General features: G+C 46.1%; 19 protein-coding genes, 1 tRNA gene, 1 other RNA gene, 2 pseudogenes and 1 riboswitch. Of the genes and pseudogenes, 15 read left to right on the top strand and 8 right to left on the bottom strand.

Translation table 11 applies throughout. The features are described from left to right. Positions 1-5 precede the first annotated feature (5 nt). Positions 6-222, top strand: a riboswitch (cobalamin riboswitch). A 131-nt stretch (positions 223-353) separates the two neighbouring features. The 5 genes and pseudogenes from ICN23_RS01200 to ICN23_RS01220 all read left to right on the top strand — a co-directional run bounded on the left by ICN23_RS01200 (position 354) and on the right by ICN23_RS01220 (position 4,171). Beyond that, the gene (locus tag ICN23_RS01200; protein WP_216230560.1) at positions 354-2,489 is read left to right on the top strand and encodes a TonB-dependent receptor; all 2,136 of its coding nucleotides are present in this window, start codon (positions 354-356) and stop codon (positions 2,487-2,489) included. A gap of 73 nt (positions 2,490-2,562) precedes the next feature. Beyond that, positions 2,563-2,838: a hypothetical protein gene (locus ICN23_RS01205; protein WP_216230561.1), complete on the top strand. Its 276-nt coding sequence runs from the start codon at positions 2,563-2,565 to the stop codon at positions 2,836-2,838. Next, positions 2,819-3,034 (top strand): annotated as a pseudogene (locus tag ICN23_RS10080) (cell division protein ZapA); the annotation flags it as partial. The gene ICN23_RS01205 and the pseudogene ICN23_RS10080, both read left to right, overlap by 20 nt. A gap of 99 nt (positions 3,035-3,133) precedes the next feature. Further along, a non-coding RNA gene (gene ssrS, locus ICN23_RS01215) (6S RNA) lies at positions 3,134-3,352 on the top strand. Further along, positions 3,353-4,171, top strand: a complete 819-nt coding sequence (locus ICN23_RS01220) for a sulfite exporter TauE/SafE family protein (RefSeq protein ID WP_216230562.1) — start codon at positions 3,353-3,355, stop codon at positions 4,169-4,171. Here ICN23_RS01220 and ICN23_RS01225 read toward each other — a convergent pair whose 3' ends face one another. The 7 genes from ICN23_RS01225 to ICN23_RS01255 all read right to left on the bottom strand — a co-directional run bounded on the left by ICN23_RS01225 (position 4,172) and on the right by ICN23_RS01255 (position 12,143). Beyond that, the gene (locus tag ICN23_RS01225; protein ID WP_216230563.1) at positions 4,172-5,695 is read right to left on the bottom strand and encodes a malonyl-CoA synthase; all 1,524 of its coding nucleotides are present in this window, start codon (positions 5,693-5,695) and stop codon (positions 4,172-4,174) included. A 40-nt stretch (positions 5,696-5,735) separates the two neighbouring features. Further along, positions 5,736-6,692: a tripartite tricarboxylate transporter substrate binding protein gene (locus ICN23_RS01230; protein ID WP_255532758.1), complete on the bottom strand. Its 957-nt coding sequence runs from the start codon at positions 6,690-6,692 to the stop codon at positions 5,736-5,738. A gap of 192 nt (positions 6,693-6,884) precedes the next feature. After that, positions 6,885-8,189 (bottom strand): malonyl-CoA decarboxylase, encoded by a 1,305-nt coding sequence (locus tag ICN23_RS01235; RefSeq protein ID WP_216230565.1) that lies wholly within the window; start codon positions 8,187-8,189, stop codon positions 6,885-6,887. 134 nt (positions 8,190-8,323) lie between these two features. After that, a complete protein-coding gene (locus ICN23_RS01240; RefSeq protein WP_216230566.1) occupies positions 8,324-9,232 on the bottom strand; it encodes a LysR substrate-binding domain-containing protein in 909 nt (302 codons plus the stop codon). Positions 9,233-9,249: 17 nt separating this feature from the next. Continuing rightward, positions 9,250-10,038, bottom strand: coding sequence for a prolipoprotein diacylglyceryl transferase (gene lgt / locus ICN23_RS01245; protein WP_216230567.1), 789 nt, complete (start codon positions 10,036-10,038; stop codon positions 9,250-9,252). A gap of 5 nt (positions 10,039-10,043) precedes the next feature. After that, complete coding sequence (locus ICN23_RS01250) at positions 10,044-10,508, bottom strand: DNA polymerase III subunit chi (protein ID WP_216230568.1); 465 nt, start codon at positions 10,506-10,508, stop codon at positions 10,044-10,046. A 30-nt stretch (positions 10,509-10,538) separates the two neighbouring features. Next, positions 10,539-12,143, bottom strand: a complete 1,605-nt coding sequence (locus tag ICN23_RS01255) for a leucyl aminopeptidase (protein ID WP_370624773.1) — start codon at positions 12,141-12,143, stop codon at positions 10,539-10,541. A 164-nt stretch (positions 12,144-12,307) separates the two neighbouring features. Between ICN23_RS01255 and lptF the strand changes: the two genes are divergently transcribed. From lptF to ICN23_RS01270, 3 genes are all read left to right on the top strand, one after another. Then, positions 12,308-13,423: an LPS export ABC transporter permease LptF gene (gene lptF, locus ICN23_RS01260; RefSeq protein ID WP_216230570.1), complete on the top strand. Its 1,116-nt coding sequence runs from the start codon at positions 12,308-12,310 to the stop codon at positions 13,421-13,423. Next, positions 13,420-14,574, top strand: a complete 1,155-nt coding sequence (gene lptG, locus ICN23_RS01265) for an LPS export ABC transporter permease LptG (RefSeq protein WP_216230571.1) — start codon at positions 13,420-13,422, stop codon at positions 14,572-14,574. Before lptF ends, lptG begins: the two co-directional genes overlap by 4 nt. Positions 14,575-14,636: 62 nt before the next feature. After that, positions 14,637-15,578, top strand: coding sequence for a CysB family HTH-type transcriptional regulator (locus tag ICN23_RS01270; protein ID WP_216230572.1), 942 nt, complete (start codon positions 14,637-14,639; stop codon positions 15,576-15,578). A gap of 62 nt (positions 15,579-15,640) precedes the next feature. Here ICN23_RS01270 and ICN23_RS01275 read toward each other — a convergent pair. After that, positions 15,641-15,725: transfer RNA gene (locus tag ICN23_RS01275), tRNA-Leu, on the bottom strand. Between the two features lie 152 nt (positions 15,726-15,877). Between ICN23_RS01275 and ICN23_RS01280 the strand changes: the two genes are divergently transcribed. The 7 genes and pseudogenes from ICN23_RS01280 to ICN23_RS01310 all read left to right on the top strand — a co-directional run bounded on the left by ICN23_RS01280 (position 15,878) and on the right by ICN23_RS01310 (position 21,103). Further along, positions 15,878-16,597 carry a YebC/PmpR family DNA-binding transcriptional regulator gene (locus ICN23_RS01280; RefSeq protein WP_216230573.1) on the top strand — a complete coding sequence of 240 codons (720 nt, stop codon included), beginning with the start codon at positions 15,878-15,880 and terminating at the stop codon, positions 16,595-16,597. A 53-nt stretch (positions 16,598-16,650) separates the two neighbouring features. Beyond that, positions 16,651-17,928 carry a phosphoribosylamine--glycine ligase gene (gene purD, locus ICN23_RS01285; protein ID WP_216230574.1) on the top strand — a complete coding sequence of 426 codons (1,278 nt, stop codon included), beginning with the start codon at positions 16,651-16,653 and terminating at the stop codon, positions 17,926-17,928. Between the two features lie 44 nt (positions 17,929-17,972). Further along, positions 17,973-18,884, top strand: coding sequence for an oxygen-dependent coproporphyrinogen oxidase (hemF, locus tag ICN23_RS01290; RefSeq protein ID WP_216231870.1), 912 nt, complete (start codon positions 17,973-17,975; stop codon positions 18,882-18,884). Then, the gene (gene nadD / locus ICN23_RS01295) at positions 18,881-19,570 is read left to right on the top strand and encodes a nicotinate (nicotinamide) nucleotide adenylyltransferase (protein ID WP_216230575.1); all 690 of its coding nucleotides are present in this window, start codon (positions 18,881-18,883) and stop codon (positions 19,568-19,570) included. The genes hemF and nadD overlap by 4 nt, the downstream gene beginning before the upstream one ends. A gap of 45 nt (positions 19,571-19,615) precedes the next feature. Then, a pseudogene (rsfS, locus tag ICN23_RS01300) lies at positions 19,616-20,008 on the top strand (ribosome silencing factor); the annotation flags it as partial. A gap of 23 nt (positions 20,009-20,031) precedes the next feature. Further along, positions 20,032-20,475, top strand: a complete 444-nt coding sequence (gene rlmH, locus ICN23_RS01305; protein ID WP_216230577.1) for a 23S rRNA (pseudouridine(1915)-N(3))-methyltransferase RlmH — start codon at positions 20,032-20,034, stop codon at positions 20,473-20,475. A gap of 4 nt (positions 20,476-20,479) precedes the next feature. Continuing rightward, positions 20,480-21,103, top strand: a complete 624-nt coding sequence (locus tag ICN23_RS01310; RefSeq protein WP_216230578.1) for a Maf family nucleotide pyrophosphatase — start codon at positions 20,480-20,482, stop codon at positions 21,101-21,103. Positions 21,104-21,140: the final 37 nt, after the last annotated feature.

Here is a 21,140-nt window from a genome sequence, read left to right on the forward strand (position 1 = left end):
ATCAGCTAGAATAACGGGGTCGTGGTGCTTTATTGCAGTGCAATAAAGTTAAACGGGAAACACTAAACGTGTGCTGCCCCCGCAACGGTAGGTAAATGCGTCTTTATTAGTAAGTCAAAGACGTCAGGAATCTGACAAAGCCACTGTGCGCGTCAATCGCATGGGAAGGCCAGATTCTGATATTTACTAGCCCGGATACCGGCCAAGACAGGTGGAATTTTGCGGACGGGGATCTTCGCGCGCCAATAATGCGCAATCCGCGCCTCATTGACGCCTGAGCTCCTGCACGTGAAATTCTGTTCGACCCAGCTAACGGGGAAGTTAGCTAGGTATTCGATAACAGAAAGTATTTGATGAAACAGCTGTTCAGTAAAAAACAACTCGCCCTTCTTTGCGGCGCACTAGTTGTAGTTAGCAACACCTCTTTAGCGTTTGCACAAAATTCACTACCCACTGTCGTTGTAACAGGATCACGTTTTGAAGAGAACCTCAACGAAGTTCCTGCAAACGTCAAAGTCATTACACGCGATGAAATAGCAGGTTCAACATCAAGCAATATTCCTGATGTTCTATCTCAAATTGGTGGCCTCAACGTTCGCAATATCAATGGCGGAGGGCAACTCAATCTAGATGCTACGGTGGATATGGGTGGCTATGGAATGACAGCTGGAAGCACCACTCTCATTTTGGTTGATGGCCAAAGAATTAATCCGATTGACTCTTCATCTGTCATGTGGGAATCGATTCCGATAGACTCGATTGAACGCATTGAGGTACTTCAAGGTGGCGCCAGCGTTCAATACGGCAACGGTGCGGTTGGCGGTGTCATTAATATCATCACTAACGGAAATAGTTCCAAGCTCAACCAAGCTAGCACAAGCTACGGCAGTTACAACACTTTAATTAATAATGTCATTCTGCGCGATAGCTTTGAGGATACTACTTATCAGCTCACAGCTAACACCTCAAACAGCCAAGGATGGCGCCAGAATTCTGCAGCGAATGCCTATGCATTTGACGCTAAGGTAACGCAAAAGTTTGGCGGCATTGACAAAATCTATACTGATTTTTTCTATGGCTATACAAATCAACAAGTGCCTGGTGCTGTTATAGGACAAGTAGGAAGCGGCAATCCACAATCGGCTTACTTTAAAAATATTGGCGCCAATAACACAGTGAACAATTCTGGATTTCGCTTCGGTGGAACTAAGGAGTTAGCAACAGGCTATATAGGCGAGTTAGATACATCCTATACCAACAAAACTGCCTTTAACTACTACCCCTTCTATGACACAGCGGCAGCCATCAACACTACTAGCGGGTTTCCAGTCTGGTCAAACACCAACAATACTCTTTCGGGTTGGCAATTTAACCTTTCGCCACGTGTTAAAGCAGATTTAGGCCCACTTGGAACAACGATTGTGGGATATGAATTTAATAAAGCCGGACAAGGGTCTATTGGAACGTATGGCTCTAATCAATTAAATGGCTACATGATTCCACAGGGCTATATCACTAACCCCAATGGTCAAACCAACAATACCCAAAACGCTGCCCTATTGAATCAGTCTTTTTATGGCATCTTGAAACTACCAATTACAAGCGGCATTAGCTTGGTTGGGGGCGGAAGGTACCAGACACAGCAAGCAAATACCAACTACTCTGCGATCGGCTCATCTAATGGCCCTTCGAGTGCAGATCAAACTTTCTCTGCCAATGCAGGCGATGCTGCATTAAATTTTAATTATGCAAAAAACCAAAATCTGTATGTCAAGTGGAATCAATCTTATCGCTTCCCCAATATTGATGAGTTTTGGGGTACGAATCCACTGACTGGTGTACAAGTTTTCAATGGTATTTTGAGGCCTCAAACTGCTCAAACTTATGAGCTTGGAGGCAATTGGTTGCTTCAAAGTTTCAAAGTTAATGGCTCAATATTCTCGTCTGTGTCTCAAAATGAAATCACCTACAACCCTACTACTGGCGCCAACTACAACTCCCCATACAACATTAATCGAAGAGGGGTAGTACTGGATTCCTCTGTCAATCTCACAAATCGACTCAGTGTTGCAGGCGGGGGAAAGTTTCAACGCTCCTACTATGCTGATGGACCCTACCAAGGGCAATCAATAGCAGTAACGCCTGACTTACTTTTGAATGCAAGAGCTAACTATTTAATCGACCAAAACTGGTCATTGGGTGGTGTGGTCAATTATGTCAGTACTCAGCATTACGATGCAGGAACTAACACCACCATATACAACTCTCTTGCATTAATGCCTTCATATACTGTAGGCGATGTATATCTAAATTACAAAACAGGTGGATGGGATACTAAGTTCACGATTAAGAACGTAGGTAATGCTCTTTACGCTACTTATGGGGGTTATGCCTCCACCCAAGGTGCTAGCGGATCCTTTGCAAATAACTACTACTACTATCCTAGCGATCGAAGAGCTTATTATTTGACCGCCAGATATACCTTTTGAGGTATTTGAGTCCAGAATTCAGGGGGTTCACGATAGCTTTCACAAGGTTTGATCAAAAAGCTACAATGGCGTTATGAGCGATTTAACCCCATTACCCTCTGGCGACTTAAGTGTTCTTGAGACCTCTGTTCAGCGTGTTACTGACAAGCTCTCTACAGTTGTAGAAGCCGTTAAAAAATTGACGGCTGAACGTACTCAGTTAGAAAACAAAATTGAAGACGCGCAAAAGCGTATTCAACACATATTGAGTCGTTTACCAGAACAGAGTGATGGTCGTCAGCTCAATTTGCTAGGCGAGGCTGTTCCCCCAAATAATCCAGAGGATGATAATGAGCCAACAACGCATTGAAGTAAGTCTCGCCGGTCAAAAAATCACCCTAGCAACGAGCGCTGAGCACGAACCACTATTAAGAGCAGCATGCGTCTTGGTAGACGAACAAATTCAATTAGCTATTAGCGGAGGCAATCGCAGTATTGAACGCGCCAGCATGATGGCAGCGCTCAAAATTGCAGGCGACCTTATTACGCTACAAAAAAATCAATCGCAGCAAGGCCCTTCCTCTAATGTGAGCTCCGATGAAGTCACTCGCTTGCAAAGCGAGATTCGCGCCCTAGAGGATCAAGTGGACGCCTTGATGCAAACTCTTTCCCTGCCTGGTTCGCCAAGGCCAATAGTTCCTTGAACCGATGCGCAAGCATCCGGAACGATCTTTACCTTGTGGGCGTGAGCGTTTCGAAAGTTCACAGTGCCAACTTAGACTTGGTTACTCCCTGAACCTCTTAATGCACCCGAAGCAGAGTAGCCGTTCCACCTTGAACCTTAGGGTTCAGGATGACGGCCTAGCGGCTAAGGCGGGGAATTCATGTTACTAAGCGATATCGCCATGCTGATGCTCTGCGGCAGCATCTCTGGATTTTTAGCAGGCTTATTAGGCATTGGTGGCGGCATGATTCTCGTGCCATTCATGATCTTGGTTTTTAATCACCTCCAATTTGACCAAAGCGTGATTGTGCATATGGCCATTGCTACCGGCATGGCTACTATTTTATTTACAACAACTTCTGCTATTTGGGCGCATCACAAGCATGGCTCGATTGACTGGAGGTTGGTTGCATCATTAAGTCCTGGTTTAGTTGTCGGTAGCTTAATTGGCGGTAGCGAAATTTTTGAAGCCTTGAATACCTCTTGGCTCTCACTCTTCTTTGCAGTTTTTATTGTTTACACATCTATTCAGATGCTCCTCAACAAAAAACCTAAACCAGGCAGAGATTTACCAAGCCCTTTAGGTCTATTTGGCTTTGGCTCATTTGCAGGCGCCCTATCCAGCTTGGTGGGTGCCGGTGGCGCCTTCATCACCGTACCTTTCATGCTCTGGTGCAACGTCAAACCACATGTTGCGATGGCCAGTTCTTCTGGCTTGGGATTTCCGATCGCCGCTGCGGCCACTGTAGGCTATATGTATGGCAGCTGGGGGCATCCCAATCTACCCTCTGGATCTTTAGGTTTCGTCTACCTACCTGCAGTAGTTTGCATCGCTGTAGTGAGCATATTCACGGCACCGCTTGGTGCCAAGATGGCCCGCAAGCTGGATGTCGGACAACTCAAACGAATTTTTGGGGTGATGCTACTGATGCTTGCGGCCTTCATGTTTAATGAAAGCCGCAAAGCATTTGGCTATTGATTAGCCAGTAAATTGCTGACGCAAAATATTCTTTTGGACTTTACCCATAGCATTGCGAGGTAAATCAGAAAGAATCTCGATTCGCTTCGGAATCTTGAAATTCGCAATTTGAGTTTTTAAAGTCGCGATCATCGCTTCAGCATTTAACTTAGCTCCAGATTTAGGTACGACCACTGCCATTACCGCCTCACCGAAGTCTGGATGCGGAATACCGATCACAGCGCTTTCGTCAACACCAGGCATGTCATCGATAAAACTCTCAATTTCTTTTGGATAGACGTTATAGCCACCAGAGATAATTAAATCCTTGCTGCGACCAACGATGCACAAGTATTCCTTAGGTGCTTTGCCGCCATTGGCATCACCACCCCAACGGCCAACGTCACCAGTCTTGAACCAGCCGTCTTTGGTAAATTCTTCGGCGGTCTTCTCAGGCATACGCCAGTAGCCCTTAAATATATTTGGGCCTTTCACCTGAATGCCACCAATTTCATCAACCTTGCAAGGCTTGTTGTCTTCATTGACAACGCGCACCTTAACGCCAGGAAGTGGGAGACCAACAGAACCCCCTACTCGCTTACCTTTGTATGGATTGGAGACCAGCATGACGGTCTCGCTCATGCCATAGCGCTCCAAAATTGGCTGTCCAATCACTTCCTTGAAGGTATTAAATGTCTCTGTAAGTAGTGGGGCAGAACCAGAAACAAAAAGGCGCATATTGCGTGCTACTTTTTTATTGAAGCCTTTGTCAGCTAGAAGGCGTACATAGAATGTTGGTACACCCATCATCACCGTAGACTGCGGCATATGCTTGATAAGTTGAGCGGTATCTAAACGTGGCAACCAGATCATTTTGCTACCGTTAATGAGAGCACCATGAGCTGCTACAAATAAACCATGCACGTGGAAGATAGGCAAAGCATGCAACAGGACATCGCCTTTTTTCCAACCCCAGAACTTTTGCAATACTTGCGCATTACTACCCAAGTTCTTATGCGTCAACATTGCGCCTTTGCTACGGCCAGTGGTACCAGAGGTGTACAAAATAGCCGCGAGGTCATCATCCTTAGCGGGTACCGTTTTAAATTTATCACTCAATCTCGCTGCTCGCTCTAGCAATGTGCCGGTACGGTTCTCGTCTAAAGTAAAGACATGCTTAGTGCCAGCTTTGGAGGCAACCTTAGATACCCAAGATAGATTCTTGCTGCTGCAGACAACTACGGCTGGCTCAGCGTTCTCCAAAAAGTATTGGATCTCCGCAGATTGATAAGCCGTGTTAAGCGGCAAGTAAACATAACCCGCACGAATCGTTGCTAGGTATAGAAAAAGAGCCTCAGGTGACTTCTCAACCTGAACTGCAACCCTAGACCCTTTTGGCAACTTCAAGCTGGCAAGTAAATTTGCCAGCTTTGCCGTTGCAGACTCTAGGTCACCCCAGGAGTAATACAAACCATCATGCGTCTCGAGAGCACATGCTTTTTTATCTTTTGGAAAACCTTTTTCCAATAGTGAATATAAATTCATTTGAACCTCAAACCCCAGGGGCAATGTTTAATAAAAACTCTTAATCCAACTTAGCGCCAGAGGCCTTTGCAACGGCAGCCCAACGCTTAATATCTGCACTGACAAACCTTCCAAATGCATCGCCAGTAAGGGTTGGAGTTTCAGAGCCATTATTTGCCCAAGTAGCTTTAATCTCAGGAGTGTTGAGTGCTTTTTGCACTTCAGCAATCATCTTGTCGACGATTGACTGAGGAGTTCCTTTTGGAGCAAACAAGCCATACCAAGTGGAAACTTCATAGCCCACTAAGCCAGCCTCTGCAGCTGTAGGCACATTTGGGAACCCTGGGGCACGCTTTTGGGAAGCAACTGCCAACGCTACGATCGAGCCATTCTTAATTTGAGGGGCAGAAGATCCAAGGCCATCAAATTCGATATCCACTTGACCCGCAATAAGATCTTGCATCGCTGGTCCTGCACCACGATATGGAATATGAGTGATGAAGGTCTTCGTCATCATTTTGAAATCTTCAGCAGCTAGATGATGGGTGGTGCCATTACCAGCACTAGCGTAATTAAACTTTCCTGGATTTTTCTTCAAAAGTGCAATGAATTCTTTCAAGTCTTTCACTTGCACATTCTTTGGATTAACAACAATCACCTGCGGTGGACTTGCAATCATTGCAACTGGCACAAAACTTTTCTCAATGTCGTAATCCAAACTCGGATACATGGATGGTGCAATTGCATGGTGCGCAGCACCTACAAAGAAGGTATAGCCATCTGGTGCAGCCTTAGAGGCAATAGAGGCACCTAAGGTACCGCCAGCACCACCGCGGTTATCAATCACAATCTGTTTGCCTAGCTGCTTGGTTAATTGCGCTGCTAAAGGTCTGGCGAACGCATCTGTTCCCCCACCAGCAGGAAAAGGAACTACAAACGTGACTGGCTTATTTGGCCATTCCTGTGCCATTACCACTAAAGGTGCGGCACAAACCAAAAAAACCGCTTTTTTAATCATTGCCGAAAGGCTTAATTGTTTAAACATCTTCATCTCCTCCACTTGCCACTATTTCATGGCTATGTTCATTATGAATACCGCTAAATTGCTTACATTACTACTTTCTGGATCTTCGTGCCCAGTTCGTCTATTAAAACCCCAAAGTGAATCTCTTTGGATTCTGCCTTAGGGCATCTCCTCCTTAATTCTTTATCATGGCGCCATCAAGCGCCCTACCGATCTTGAATACACAATCTCACCATTGGCAAATCTCTCATGGTTCTCCTCAACATTGCCGAGGTCGTAAAGATAATTCACCATTAAACCGGCAGACTGACGTAAGCCCTTGCGGGATAAATCACCAGCCCAGTTCACTAAATGCAATTTAGCTCCGTTACCCAAATGAAATTTGGCAACAGGATTACCATTGCGCCCAGTAGAGCCAAGCCCCAAATAAATGGATGCCAAACAGAGTAAAGACTCCTGCTCTTTTGGGGATGCTAAATCTGGATGCCATCCAGCACTGAGTTTTTCCGTCCAAGACTGCGCATCTAGCTTCAGTGTCGCCAGGGCTTGGTCTCGAGCAGCTCTTAAATTTGGCTTTAATTTTTCTGCAGGAACATCTTCACCCAAATTAGCCCCAGCAGATACCCAATCCATAAATCCAGGAATCGGCGACAAGGTAACAAAAGTTTTAATTCCAGGAAACTCCGCATGCAACTGCTCAGCAACGCGCTTGATGAGGAAGTTACCCATCGATACACCACGAAGACCAGGTTCGCAGTTACTGATGGAGTAGAACACCGCAACTTTATATTGCGATGGTTGATCTACCGTCTCAGCCTTCTTGTCCACTAAAGGTGTAATAACGGTTGGAATCTCAGGTAGCAGCGCCACTTCCACAAAGATCAAGGGTTCGCTAGGGAGCTGCGGATGAAAGAAGGCAAAGCAGCGACGATCTGGTTGAAGACGGCGACGCAGGTCATCCCAACCATCAATAGCATGAACTGCCTCATGCTGAATCAATTTTTCCAAAACCTCTGCGGGTGATTTCCAGTCAACTCGATGCATCTTCAAAAATCCTGGATTAAACCAAGATGACAAAAGATGGCGCATATCAAAATCTACAGCAGCAAGCTCGGGCTTCTTATCCAAAAGCTGCAATAAGTCGCGACGCATTTGGACAACTGCTGCAGTGCCATGCCCAGCACGATTTAAGCGGCGAAATAATTCTTGCCTAGGAGATTCAGAAACCTTTTGCAGTTTGATGTAGTTACGTGCTGAAGATTCTGCTGCAAAGTTTTGTGCAGCCTTCAGAACTGCATCACCTTGAGGATTTAATTTTTCAAACAGATAGGTGAAAAATGGAATATGTTGATCTTTTGTCAGCTTGCGATAGTTATTCACCACATCGTCTGCCATGCTGACCGCGTTAGATTCCCCTCGCTCAGAAATTAAACGCTTAATGGCGTTATTTGCTTTTGACAGGTTACGGGCTTTTGCTAGCTTTTCAAGCATGGAGTCTTTTCAAAAAGAAAATCGACAAAAATTTGATCGAGTTCAATTTATTACCCAGGACAAGCAAAATCAATTAAGTTAAATGATAAATCATTAACCTAAAGTTAATTAATATTGCTAAACGTAAGGGTATATCAGGAGTTTTTGCGATGCAGCATGCGGGCTTCAGCCGCTAAAGCCAAAATATTGGGATTCGCTTCATTAGCCTGAAGATACATTAGACCAATGTGTTGAATCACCTGATATTTGGGTAGTAAGGGGGTAAAGTCAATCGCATCCCCCATGAGTGCCCTCACCCTACCAGGCAATAAAGACCGCCCTAGATCTCCTGAGACCATATTCATCAGCGAGAAGATGTCCCCCACCTTCATTACTACATTAGGCTTAAAGCCTGCTAACTGAAACGCCTCGTAAAAACCCGATGTGGTGGCAAAGCCATCTTGCAAAGTGAGAAATTTTTCGCTTTGATATTCCGATAAGTCGATATCAGCCTGAGTGGGTTTACTGTTCCTCGAGGAAGCTAAATACAACTGATCCTCAAAGAGGGAGACCACCTGCACTCCCTCAGGAAGATTTTTCGAGGGGACGGCAATCACTACTGCGTCTACAGTTCCTTCGGTCAACCTTTTCATCAACTCCTCATTAGATCCAAGAAATAAATCGATATCTAAATCAGGTCGACGAATTTTGGTGCCCATGATCATGCGAGGAATGATGTTGGCAGTCAATGAGTACATTGACCCCAGGCGAATTTGTCCGCTTTCTACTCCGGCCTTTGCTCTTGTCTTTTTAAGAATGCGATCTACGTCTGACAATAAATCGTTACTCGCCTCAGCTAAATAGATCGCTGCTGGAAGGGGTTTTAATTGACGCCCCTCCTTAATAAACAACGGGCACCCAATGCCTGACTCAAGCGAATGTAGCGCTTTGTGAATGCTGACCGAGCTTAAATGTAATTCTTCTGCCGTACGCGCAAGACTTCCAGTTCGAACAAACGAACAGAGAATTTCTAATTTACGTAGCGTCAGTTCTTCATTCAGCATAAGTACGTCTGAACTCGTTAAGTACTCTTAGATTTAAATGTGGTCATCAGATAGATGCCAAACACCATCATTGGCACGCATAACCATTGACCCATGGATAGACCCAAACCAAGCAAGCCAAGGAATGCATCTGGTTCACGAGCATATTCCGCTAAGAAACGACAAATGCCATAACCTAATAAGAAAAATCCAGATACCTGACCAACACGTCTTGGCTTACCTGCATAAATCCATAGAGAGATACCTAGCAATAGGCCCTCGCCGAGCAGTTGGTATATCTGGGAGGGATGACGCGGAACAGAATCCACTAACGGAAATACCATTGCCCATGGAAGATCGGTTGGCCTTCCCCACAACTCACCATTAATAAAATTTCCAAGGCGGCCAAAAGCCAAACCAAAGGGAACAAGTGGCGCTACCAAATCACTGACGACAAAAAAAGTGGTCTTGCGCTTTTTAGCAAACCAGTACAGCGCAACGAGTACACCCAGCAAACCACCATGGAAAGACATGCCGCCTTCCCAGATTTTGAAAATACTCAAAGGATTGGCCAAGTAAAAGCCTGGCATATAAAACAGGGTGTAGCCCAAGCGGCCCCCAAGCACAACACCGAGAACGCCTGCAAAAAGTAGGTCCTCAAGATCTTTGTAGGTCCAGCCCAAAGCCTGATAACGAGGCGCTCTAATGCGTAAGCGACCTAAGAGCAAAAACTGCACAAAGGCCATCAGATACATCAATCCATACCAATGAATCGCAAAGGACCCAATACGAATTGCTGCGGGGTCAAACTCAGGATGAATCAACATAGATGCTAACTTTTGGATTGGTCGAAGTTGTGCAACTCGTGACCTAAATCTCGATAGGCTTTATAGCGATCGCGCCCAGCCAAACGCTCAGCCTCATTGACGGTAACTACCTCAACTATTCTGGGAAAGCGCGCCACTAAAGCTGGCACATCGGCAGGCATCCGCATTCCTAAATGAATCATGACATCTGCATGAGGTATGTTGTTCAAAGCCGAGGAGGCAAAATCATCCGTTAAAACAATCGGCGTTTCTACTGCGGCTTCATCTTCAATAAAGCAGTGGGGTAAAAAATCAGTGCTGCTAAATGCCCACAAAAGATCGTTTAGCTTTTGCAGATCAGCTTTTTCGCCCACCATTACGATATTACGAACAGGCTCACCTTCAGGCGTAGCGCTCCAAATCTTGCGCGTTAATCGACAAGCGTATTCCAGCTTGTCATTCACGTTGCTATGAAAATCAATTCGAGCCATTCAGTTTTTATCCAAAGACACGCGCACTACTCACTTGCGTTCAAGCAAGAAGTTCACTAACAAAGGAACCGGGCGACCAGTAGATCCTTTGGCGGCACCACTCTTCCAGGCAGTTCCAGCGATATCCAAGTGGGCCCATTTGTATTTCTCAGTAAACCGAGACAAGAAACAGGCTGCGGTTACGCTGCCAGCTGGACGTCCGCCAATATTGGCGACATCGGCAAAATTGGATTTGAGTTGCTCATGATAAGCAGCATCTAAAGGCAAGCGCCATACGGTATCCAAAGAAGCATGGCCCGCTTTAGTGAGCTCACTCACTAGACCCTCATCTTCAGAAAATAACCCGCTATGAACATGACCCAAGGCAATCACGCAGGCACCAGTTAAGGTGGCAATATCAATGACCGCTGCTGGCTTAAATCGCTCGACATACGTCAAAGCATCACACAGAATTAATCGACCTTCTGCATCAGTGTTGAGAATCTCAATTGTCTGCCCAGACATACTCTTCACAATATCGCCTGGTCGTGTAGCTTGACCAGATGGCATGTTTTCACAAGTAGGAATGACGCCAATCACATTCTTTTTTAATTTCATCAATGAAACTGAATACATGGTGCCAATGACAGACGCAGCACCGCACATGTCGTACTTCATTTCATCCATCGCTTCGCCAGGCTTCAGTGAAATACCACCAGTGTCAAAAGTAATGCCCTTGCCTACCAAAACAATCGGAGCCTCGCCTGCTTTACCACCTTGATGACGCATCACAATAAATTGCGGCGGAGTTTCAGATCCCTTAGCAACCGATAAGAACGAGCCCATGCCCAAAGCCTCAATCTGCTTGCGCCCAAGCACTTCGACTTTTAAAGCTGTCTTCTTGCTTAAGCCTTGCGCAGCCTTACCCAAGTAGGTTGGCGTACAGATATTTGGAGGAAGATTGCCTAAATCTTTTGCCAGGTTCATTCCTTCAACCATCGCTACGCCCTGCTCTACAGCGGCTTTCAATTCCTTAGCGCAATCATCGTTTCCAGCAAATACCAACTGCTTAAACGTATCCGCCTTATCTTTAGCCTTGAATTTCATCGCTGGCTGACGAACACCGAAGCGATAGGCTTGATCACCAGCATACTGAACGGTAAGACGCACTTCTTCTGCAATGAAATCTGCTTTGTGTGCGAGAGCAAAGCTTGGAGTAAACCAAAGTGCATTTTCAATTGAGCCACCACTAAGCACTTTCAAGGCAGCACGAGCTACTTTGGAATAAGTCGTTAAGCTGCGCTCACTGGCTAGATGTACATCCCCCAAGCTCACTAGCAAGACGCGTTTAGCTTTAACGCCATTTCCGGCCCAGGATTTTTCTGCACGCAACATGCAAACGGAGGTCTGCTTAGAATCCAAATCCCCAACGATGTTGGCGTGATTTACAGAACCTCCAAGCAGAACATCTAGTTCTAGCAAAAATCCTACTTTTGCTTTGGCGCCCTTTGGGCCGGAGAAGCTATCAAAATCTGCCTTGGAGTAGGCCAAAACCAAGCAGTCAGTCGTATGTCCAAGCAAGGACTTGAGGCTAGTTTTCTGGAGTTTTGGGCTCTGAAGGTCGGCTTGAGGGAAAATCTTGGTACTAAATTGAATGGTCATAATCTATTACGGTATTTTGGTCGATTCAAAAGAGAGGAAATTGCTAATCCGGGACGTTTATCCATTATCCTCCGACATGAGAATAGACTCCCTTGTCACTAGCAATATAAGCCATTTACAGACCCCAATAACCCCACGAATCCAGACCCTTATTTCTCATGATTTTTAAACAGGCCCTTCGCCGCGAACTCAGTTTTACGACTGGCGGGGTCTTTTTGGTCTTAGTCACCATTATGGTGACTACCCTAGTGATCCGTATTTTGGGCTACGCCGCTAACGGAGCGGTTAACCCGGAGGATGCACTGGTTTTAATTGCCTTAGCCACTTTGGGCTACCTTGCCGTTCTTTTGACGGTCTCCCTATTTGTCGCAACGCTGATTGTTTTAGTGCGCTGGTACAAAGATTCAGAAATGATTGTTTGGTTTGCCAGCGGTTTAAGCGTCACCAATCTCATTCGTCCAATTTTGCAATTTGCAACTCCACTCATTATTGTCATTGCCTTACTCGCTCTTTTTGTTTGGCCGTGGGCTAATCGGGAATCAACCTTAATTAGTCAGCGCTTTCAACAACGTGATGATGTATCTATGGTGAGCGCTGGTCAATTTAAAGAATCAGCAAAAGCAGAACGCGTCTTCTTTATTGAAGAGCTCGATGTCGATAAAAGCGAAGTCAAAAATATCTTCGTAGCAGACTCTAAGAACGGTCGTTTAAGCATTGCTGTATCGGCTTCTGGTTATATTCAAAATTCTGAAGGTGGTGAAAAATCCATTGTTCTTCACAATGGTCGACGCTATGAGGGACAACCCACTCAGCCTGATTTTAGAATTCTCGAGTTTGATGAATACAGCACCAAAATTCGCAGCAAGGATGCCTTAGCGCCTGCGCCACGTGATCGTGAGAAAACAGTCGATGAGCTTCTCAATGACACTAACCCGGCGACAATCAATCCTAATCGCGCTGAGTTACTCTGGCGAATTGGCTTGCCATTAATGGCTTTAGGTTTGGTGTTGATTGCTATACCACTTGCCTACGTCAATCCACGTCTTGGTAATTACACTGCGATGTTCTACGCGGTATTGATTTACCTGATTTATAGCAACCTGCTAAACCTGACGCAAAATTTTGTTTCACAAGGCAAGGTCAGTGTTTTTGTAGCTATCTGGCCAATACACTTGCTTGCGCTTTTGATTGCGACAGTCTTAATTCGCAATCGTATTAATCCTTCATTGAAGTGGTGGCTCCGCCAATTGCCCGCTTCCATTGCCAGAAAATGAAGATACTCTTCCCCTTTATCTACGAGCGCTATCTAGCCAAGCAGATCTATGCTGCTTTTGGCTTCATTCTTTTTGCTTTGGTGGCTTTATTTTTATTCTTTGATATCTTGAGCGAACTCGGCTCCGTGCAAGGCGCCTACACGCTTCCCTTAGCCCTGCTGCACGTTCTACTCAAAGCGCCAAGCCGCATCTCCGAAATCATTCCGATTGCAGGCTTAATAGGCAGTATTTATGTATTTGCGATGTTAGCTAGTCAATCTGAGTTCACCATCTTGCGTATCGCTGGTTTAGATGTAAAACGCGGACTGATCACACTCACTAAAATTTCCATTCCTTTAATTGCACTTACGCTCATCATGAGTGAATGGGTCGGACCTTATACCGAGGCGAAGTCTGATCAGATTCGCATGAAGGCTATGGGGTCGGCTTACTCATCTCAGTTCAGAACGGGTGTATGGGTAAAGGATCGCTTACGTGATGAAGATGGTAGTGGTCCGGTTCGCCCTGGAGTGCGCTACGTCAACGTTGGCAAGGTGGACAAGGATAATGAAATTCGCAATATCCGCATGTACGAGTTTGATGATACTTACCATCTCCTCTCTATTCGCAGTGCGGTCTCTGGACAGTTTGATGAGACAGGCATCTGGGTCTTAAATGATGTGACAGAAACCCGCTTTAAAGAAACCAAGCAATCTGACCCTCTCAATCCCGTTTTTTCTGCACAGACTTTCACTCATCCGATTCTCACTCTGGAGTCTGAAGTCACCCCACAAATTTTGAGCGTGCTGTTAATCAGTCCGGAAAAAATGTCGATTGTGAGCTTGGGTCGATTTATTTCTCATCTGCGTGATAACAAACAGGATGCGCATCGTCACTCAATTGCTTTCTGGAAAAAAGTCATCTATCCATTCACCATTTTTGTGATGCTCACATTAGCACTACCGTTTGCTTACCTAAAGGTGCGCGCAGGCAGTGTTGGTATTAAGGTATTTGGCGGCATCATGTTAGGTATGAGCTTTCAACTCTTTAATTCCTTGTTTTCAAATGTGGGGTTGTTGGGTTCCTGGCCATCGCTTCTTACCGCCCTCACTCCACCCCTGTTGTATTTCCTATTGGCGCTTGTTGGATTGCGCTGGGTTTCTAAGGCTTAATACCCAAAAATCATTTAGAATGTGATTCCTATATCATTGTTGATATATAGACAGGAATCCTTATGAATCTTCACCAATTCCGTTTTGTACGGGAAGCCGTTAGACAAAACTTCAACTTAACGACCGCCGCAAAGGTACTCTTTACCTCCCAGCCAGGCGTATCTAAGGCCATCATCGAGCTAGAAGATGAGTTGGGCGTTGAGATCTTCCGTCGTCACGGCAAGCGTATTCGCTCTATGACGGAACCTGGAAAGCGGATTTTGAGCTCGATCGAGCGCATCTTGGATGAGGTTGAAACACTGAAGCGAGTAGGCAAGGATTTTGCGAGCCAAGATCAAGGCAGCTTTGTGATTGCCACCACCCACACGCAGGCACGCTATGCCCTACCCAAAGTTCTCACCGAATTTACTAAGCGCTTTCCAAAGGTAAAGGTCAGCATTCAGCAAGGCAGTCCAGGTCAAATTGCGGAATTACTCACACATGATCGCGCTGATATTGCGATTGCCACTGAGGGAATCGCCAATACGCCAGGCGTGCTGGCACTACCAGGCTATCAATGGCATCACGTATTGATGGTGCCACTCAGTCACCCACTACTCAACCAGGCCACACTGACGTTAGAAGAGATCGCTAAGTACCCCATCATTACCTACGACAAAGCATTCGCGGGACGCAGCAAGATTGATGCAGCTTTTGCACAAAGAAATATCACGCCCGATATTATTTTGGAAGCGATTGATGCTGATGTGATTAAAACTTACGTTGAGACTGGTATGGGCATCGGCATCGTTGCGGGTCACGCATATGATCCCGATCGAGACCGCAATCTCAAAGTGATTCCTGCAGGACACTTATTTGGCAATAACGTGACCCATCTAGGTGTTAAGCAAGGTGCTTACCTTCGCTCATTTGTTTACACCTTCATTGAACTCTTCTCGCCAACGCTCACCAAAAAAATTGTTGAGCAGGCCATGTCGAACGAAACCGAGACGTACGAGATTTAACCGGCCACAGCCTGGTGTTTGATTCTGATTTGGGGGATCCTCAAAAAAGATCTTTTTTTGAGTGGTGCCTCGGGGCGGACTCGAACCGCCACGCCTTGCGGCACCGGATTTTGAGTCCGGCACGTCTACCAATTCCATCACCGAGGCAGGTGTTTGCAGTGGAAATTCTGCTTACTTTGCTACTTTGTTACTGCTAAGACATGAGAGTGTAACAAAAAATGCCCCCTTACCCCCTACCTTGGGTCTAGAACCCCTTAAAATGAGGACTTCTAGCCAAATTATTAAAAGGACTTACCCGTATGGCCGGCCATTCGAAATGGGCCAATATTCAGCACCGCAAAGGTCGTCAGGACGAAAAACGCGGCAAGATTTGGACCAAACTCATTAAAGAAATTACCGTAGCCGCCAAATTAGGCGGTGGCGATGTTGCTACCAATCCGCGTTTACGTCTGGCTATTGATAAAGCCAAAGACTCCAATATGCCCAATGACAACGTGCAAAGAGCAATTCAGCGTGGTACTGGTTCTCTTGAGGGTGTGAACTATGAAGAGATTCGTTATGAGGGCTACGGCATTAATGGCGCAGCCATCATTGTTGATTGCTTGACCGATAACCGCACCCGCACCGTTGCCGAAGTCCGCCATGCATTTAATAAAAATGGCGGCAATATGGGCACAGAAGGTTCAGTTGCTTTCTTATTCAAACATTGCGGCCAAATGTTGTTTGCCCCAGGCACCAGCGAAGATCAACTCATGGAAGTTGCGTTAGATGCTGGCGCAGAAGATGTCATCACGCATGATGATGGATCCTTGGAGGTGTTATCTCCTGTTCCAGATTTTTCAAAAGTCCAAGATGCTATTAACAAAGCAGGTCTCAAGCCAGAGCTTGCAACTGTTGCCATGCGCCCCGAGACAGAGATTGCTCTAGAAGGCGAGCAAGCTGAAAGCATGCAGAAGTTGCTAGATGCTCTTGAGAACTTGGATGACGTTCAAGAGGTATTTACGAACGCTGCACTTTGATTCTTGAAATTGATTTCTTTTAATTACCTTATTTAAATACTAGATAGCTTGTTATGAAAATTCTACTGATCGGATCTGGCGGACGCGAACATGCACTTGCTTGGAAGCTAGCTCAATCCCCACAAGTACAAACGGTTTATGTTGCCCCAGGTAATGGCGGCACCGCTACGGCTAAGCAAGCTGCTGCAGGTATTGAGAATTTACCCATCAGCGGACTGCAAGAGCTGGCTGATTTTGCCAAGCGCGAGAAAATTCATCTAACTGTTGTTGGTCCTGAAGCCCCTCTGGCGGCCGGCATCGTTGATGTATTCCGCAATAATGGCTTGCGTATTTTTGGGCCAACACAATTAGCGGCGCAATTGGAGTCTTCTAAGGATTTCTCCAAAGCCTTCATGAAGCGCCATGGTATTCCGACTGCAGATTACCAAACATTCTCTAATGCTCTAGAAGCACATGCATACATCGATGCCAAAGGCGCGCCAATTGTGATCAAGGCGGATGGCCTTGCGGCAGGTAAAGGTGTCGTTGTGGCTATGAGCCTTGAAGAAGCGCACGCTGCAGTTGACATGATGCTGGCTGACAATAAACTAGGCAATGCTGGCGCACGTGTAGTCATCGAAGAATTTCTCACTGGCGAAGAAGCTAGCTTCATTGTCTTGGTTGACGGTAAGAATGTTTTAGCTTTGGCAACCAGCCAAGATCACAAACGTTTACTCGATGCCGATCAAGGCCCTAATACTGGTGGTATGGGTGCCTACTCTCCTGCTCCAGTAGTCACTCCAGAAATTCATGCGCGCGCATTACGTGAAGTGATCATGCCAACTGTTAAGGGCATGCAAGCTGATGGCATTCCGTACACCGGCTTCTTATATGCTGGCTTAATGATCACGCCTGATGGCAAGATCAAGACTTTAGAATTTAATTGCCGTATGGGTGACCCAGAAACACAACCAATCATGGCGCGCCTGCGAAGTGATCTCGTCAATGCCTTGGATCATGCTGTGGATGGCACGCTGAATGAAGTCGAGTTGGAATGGGATCGTCGTACCGCGCTTGGCGTTGTATTGGCTGCCCATAACTACCCTGATACCCCAAGAGCCGGGGATGTCATTACCGGCATACCTAACGACACTGAAGATCAAATCACATTCCATGCCGGCACGAAATTACAAGACGGTAAGGTAGTCACTTCTGGAGGACGTGTGATGTGTGTGGTTGGACTGGCTGATACTGTTCGTGGCGCCCAACAAAAAGCATACGAAGCAATCAACCACATCAAGTTCGATGGTATGCAATATCGCAAAGATATTGGTTATCGCGCTATTAAGTAAATTTATTTAAAGTTAGAACGCTCTTGTCAGATCAACATACCCAAATCGATATCGCCACCCTAAAAGATTACTTTTTAGGATTGCAAAATCGCATCACTACTGCAATGAGTGCATTGGATGGCAAGGCTTTTATTGCTGATGAATGGCATAAGCCAGAAGATAGCAAACTCAAAGGCTATGGTCGTACCTGTATTTTGGATGGCGGCAATATCTTGGAAAAAGGTGGCGTGGGTTTCTCACACGTGCGCGGCGATCAAATGCCGCCGTCTGCATCACATCACCGACCAGAAGTAGCTGGGCGTAGCTTTGAGGCGATGGGCGTTTCTTTAGTGTTTCATCCAAATAACCCTAAAGTGCCCACCACCCATATGAATGTGCGCTGCTTTATTGCGCAAGCGCCCGATAAAGAACCTGTCTGGTGGTTTGGTGGAGGCTTCGATCTCACACCCTATTACGGCGTTGATGAAGACTGCAAGCATTTTCATCAAACAGCTAAAGATGCATTAGATCCTTTTGGCGGAGAGCTCTATCCTCGCTTTAAAAAGTGGTGTGATGAATATTTTTACTTAAAGCATCGCGAAGAGCCACGCGGTATCGGCGGAGTATTCTTTGATGACTTTAATGAACTCGGATTTGAAAAAAGTTTTGCGATGACTCGTGCCGTGGGCGATGCCTTCATTGATGCCTACCTACCGATTGTTCAGCGTCGTTACCAAGATAGCTTTACTCCTGAAGAAAAAGCTTTCCAAGAATATCGCCGTGGTCGTTATGTGGAATACAACCTCATCTTTGATCGAGGGACGATCTTTGGTTTGCATTCAGGTGGCCGTACTGAATCCATTCTGATGTCGATGCCTCCGGTAGTGCAATGGTGGTACAACTGGCAACCTAAGCCTGGCACACCTGAGGCCAAGCTCTATGACTACTACCTGCAGCCTCGAGATTGGCTGGCTTGAATACCCTGAAAAAAATTGGCATCTTGGGGGGCACTTTTGATCCACCCCATGTTGGTCATTTAAAGCTGGCAGCGCACTTTGCCAAACTATTGCGTTTGGATGCACTGTTGCTCATCCCTAGTGGTGAACCATGGCAAAAAGGAACCGGCATCACTTCCGCTGAAATGCGCCTTAAGTTAACCGAGGCTGCGGGAATTGACTTAGCCCGTGCATTTTTGTATTTAAAAATCTCCACTCAAGTAGGTATTGATCGCATGGAAATTGATCGTGCTAGCCCGAGTTATGCCATTGATACTGTTAAAGCCTTACGTGAACGATTTGGTAGAGATGCCAGCCTGACTTGGTTGATGGGGGCAGATTCTTTGGTTGCCTTACCAAGCTGGAATTCTTGGGAAAAGCTCAGTCAATATGTCAATTTTGCTGTGGCTAGTAGACCCCATCATGATTTGCGGGTGGAAACCAGCGCCGAGGTGAATCAATTTTTACAAAATCACCAGACAAAAGATCCTGCTGCCCTTGAAAATAGCGCTGCAGGCCTCATATACATCGATGAAAGCCTTAATGTCGATTTATCCTCTACCGAATTACGAGATCGCCTTAAATCCAGCTCACGAAGCACTATTGCATCTGAGCAAATTCCCACCCACACCCTAGAAATGATTACAAATCTGGGCTTGTATCAGTAATCAAGCTAAGATCACCCTGAATACAAAAATTATTGCCGAGAAAATATGGACTTACGTAAATTACAACGCGTCGTGATTGATGCTCTAGAAGATGTGAAGGCGCAAGATATCCGCGTCTATGACACTAGCAAATTAAGTGAATTGTTTGATCGCGTGGTTATTGCCACCGGCTCAAGTAATCGTCAAACTCGCTCTTTAGCAATGTCAGTAAAAGAAGCTGTCAACACTAAAGGCGGCGATGTGATTTCTGTCGAAGGTTTAGAAACTGGTGAATGGGTATTGGTTGATTGCGGCGATATTGTCGTACACATTTTGCAACCGATGCTGCGCTCCTACTATCAGCTTGAAGGTATGTGGGGTGCAAAACCTGTACGCGTCAAATTGGCTGGCAGCAAAGGCCTTGTCAAAGCCAGCGAATCTGAAGACGAGGACGACGAGTAAGTTCGTCGTTGAACGTATCAATGCGCCTCACCATAGTTTCAGTTGGTCATAAGATGCCCGATTGGGTTGCGACTGCAACCCATGACTACATCAAAAGAATGCCTGCAGACTGCAGTATTGAAATTAAAGAAATTAAGCCAGACCTGACGCCCGCTAAAGAGGCTGTCAAAATTGCTGCCGCCATTCCTAAAGGCTCAAGAGTCATTGCCTTAGATGAGCGCGGTAAAGACCAGACCACTCAGAACCTAGCCACTCAACTGGCCAGCTGGCGCCAAGAGGGGTTCGATATCACTTTCTTAATTGGCGGCGCAGATGGCCTGGATGCCAGCCTCAAAGCAACTGCTCAAGCAATGTGGCGCCTCTCTAGCCTCACCCTTCCCCACGCTATGGCTAGAGTGCTGCTGGTAGAGCAACTCTATCGCGCTTGGACTATTCTGCAGGGTCACCCCTACCATCGTGAGTAATCTTGTGAGCTCATTTATTTATCTCGCCTCACAAAGTCCGCGTCGCCAAGAACTCTTAAAACAAATTGGCGTACGCTTTGAAATGCTTTTACCTACTTCTGATGAAGATAGTGAAAGCATCGAAACTCCCCTTCCTCAAGAAAAAGCGCGAGTCTATGTTGAACGCGTAACCCTGGCAAAAAGTGCAGCAGCACTGACTCGTTGGCAAAGCAGTGGTTTGCCTTGGGCTCCAATTCTTTGTGCAGATACTACGGTTAGCCTGCCCAACAGTCCTGATGGTGAAATCTTAGGGAAACCAAGTGATGCAACAGATGCTGCGCGGATTCTCAATATGCTCAGCGGCAAAGAGCATGAAGTATTAACAGCGGTAGCAATGACTTTTACGCCAATACAAAAGCCCACAGTATTAGTGCAAGTATCACGCGTGCAATTTGCTAACCTATCCCCAGAACAGGTTGATGCCTATATCGCCAGTGGTGAGCCCTTTGGTAAAGCTGGGGCCTATGGCATTCAGGGCCTAGGAGGCACTTTTATTCCCTCTATTCAGGGGAGCTATAGCGGTATCATGGGCCTACCCCTCTATGAAACCCAACAATTACTTGAAATTGCCGGCCTGACTAGCAAATGAACGAAGAAATACTGATCAATATCACACCGCAAGAAAC

This window comes from Polynucleobacter sp. MWH-Jannik1A5, from assembly GCF_018881795.1.
Classification (GTDB): domain Bacteria; phylum Pseudomonadota; class Gammaproteobacteria; order Burkholderiales; family Burkholderiaceae; genus Polynucleobacter.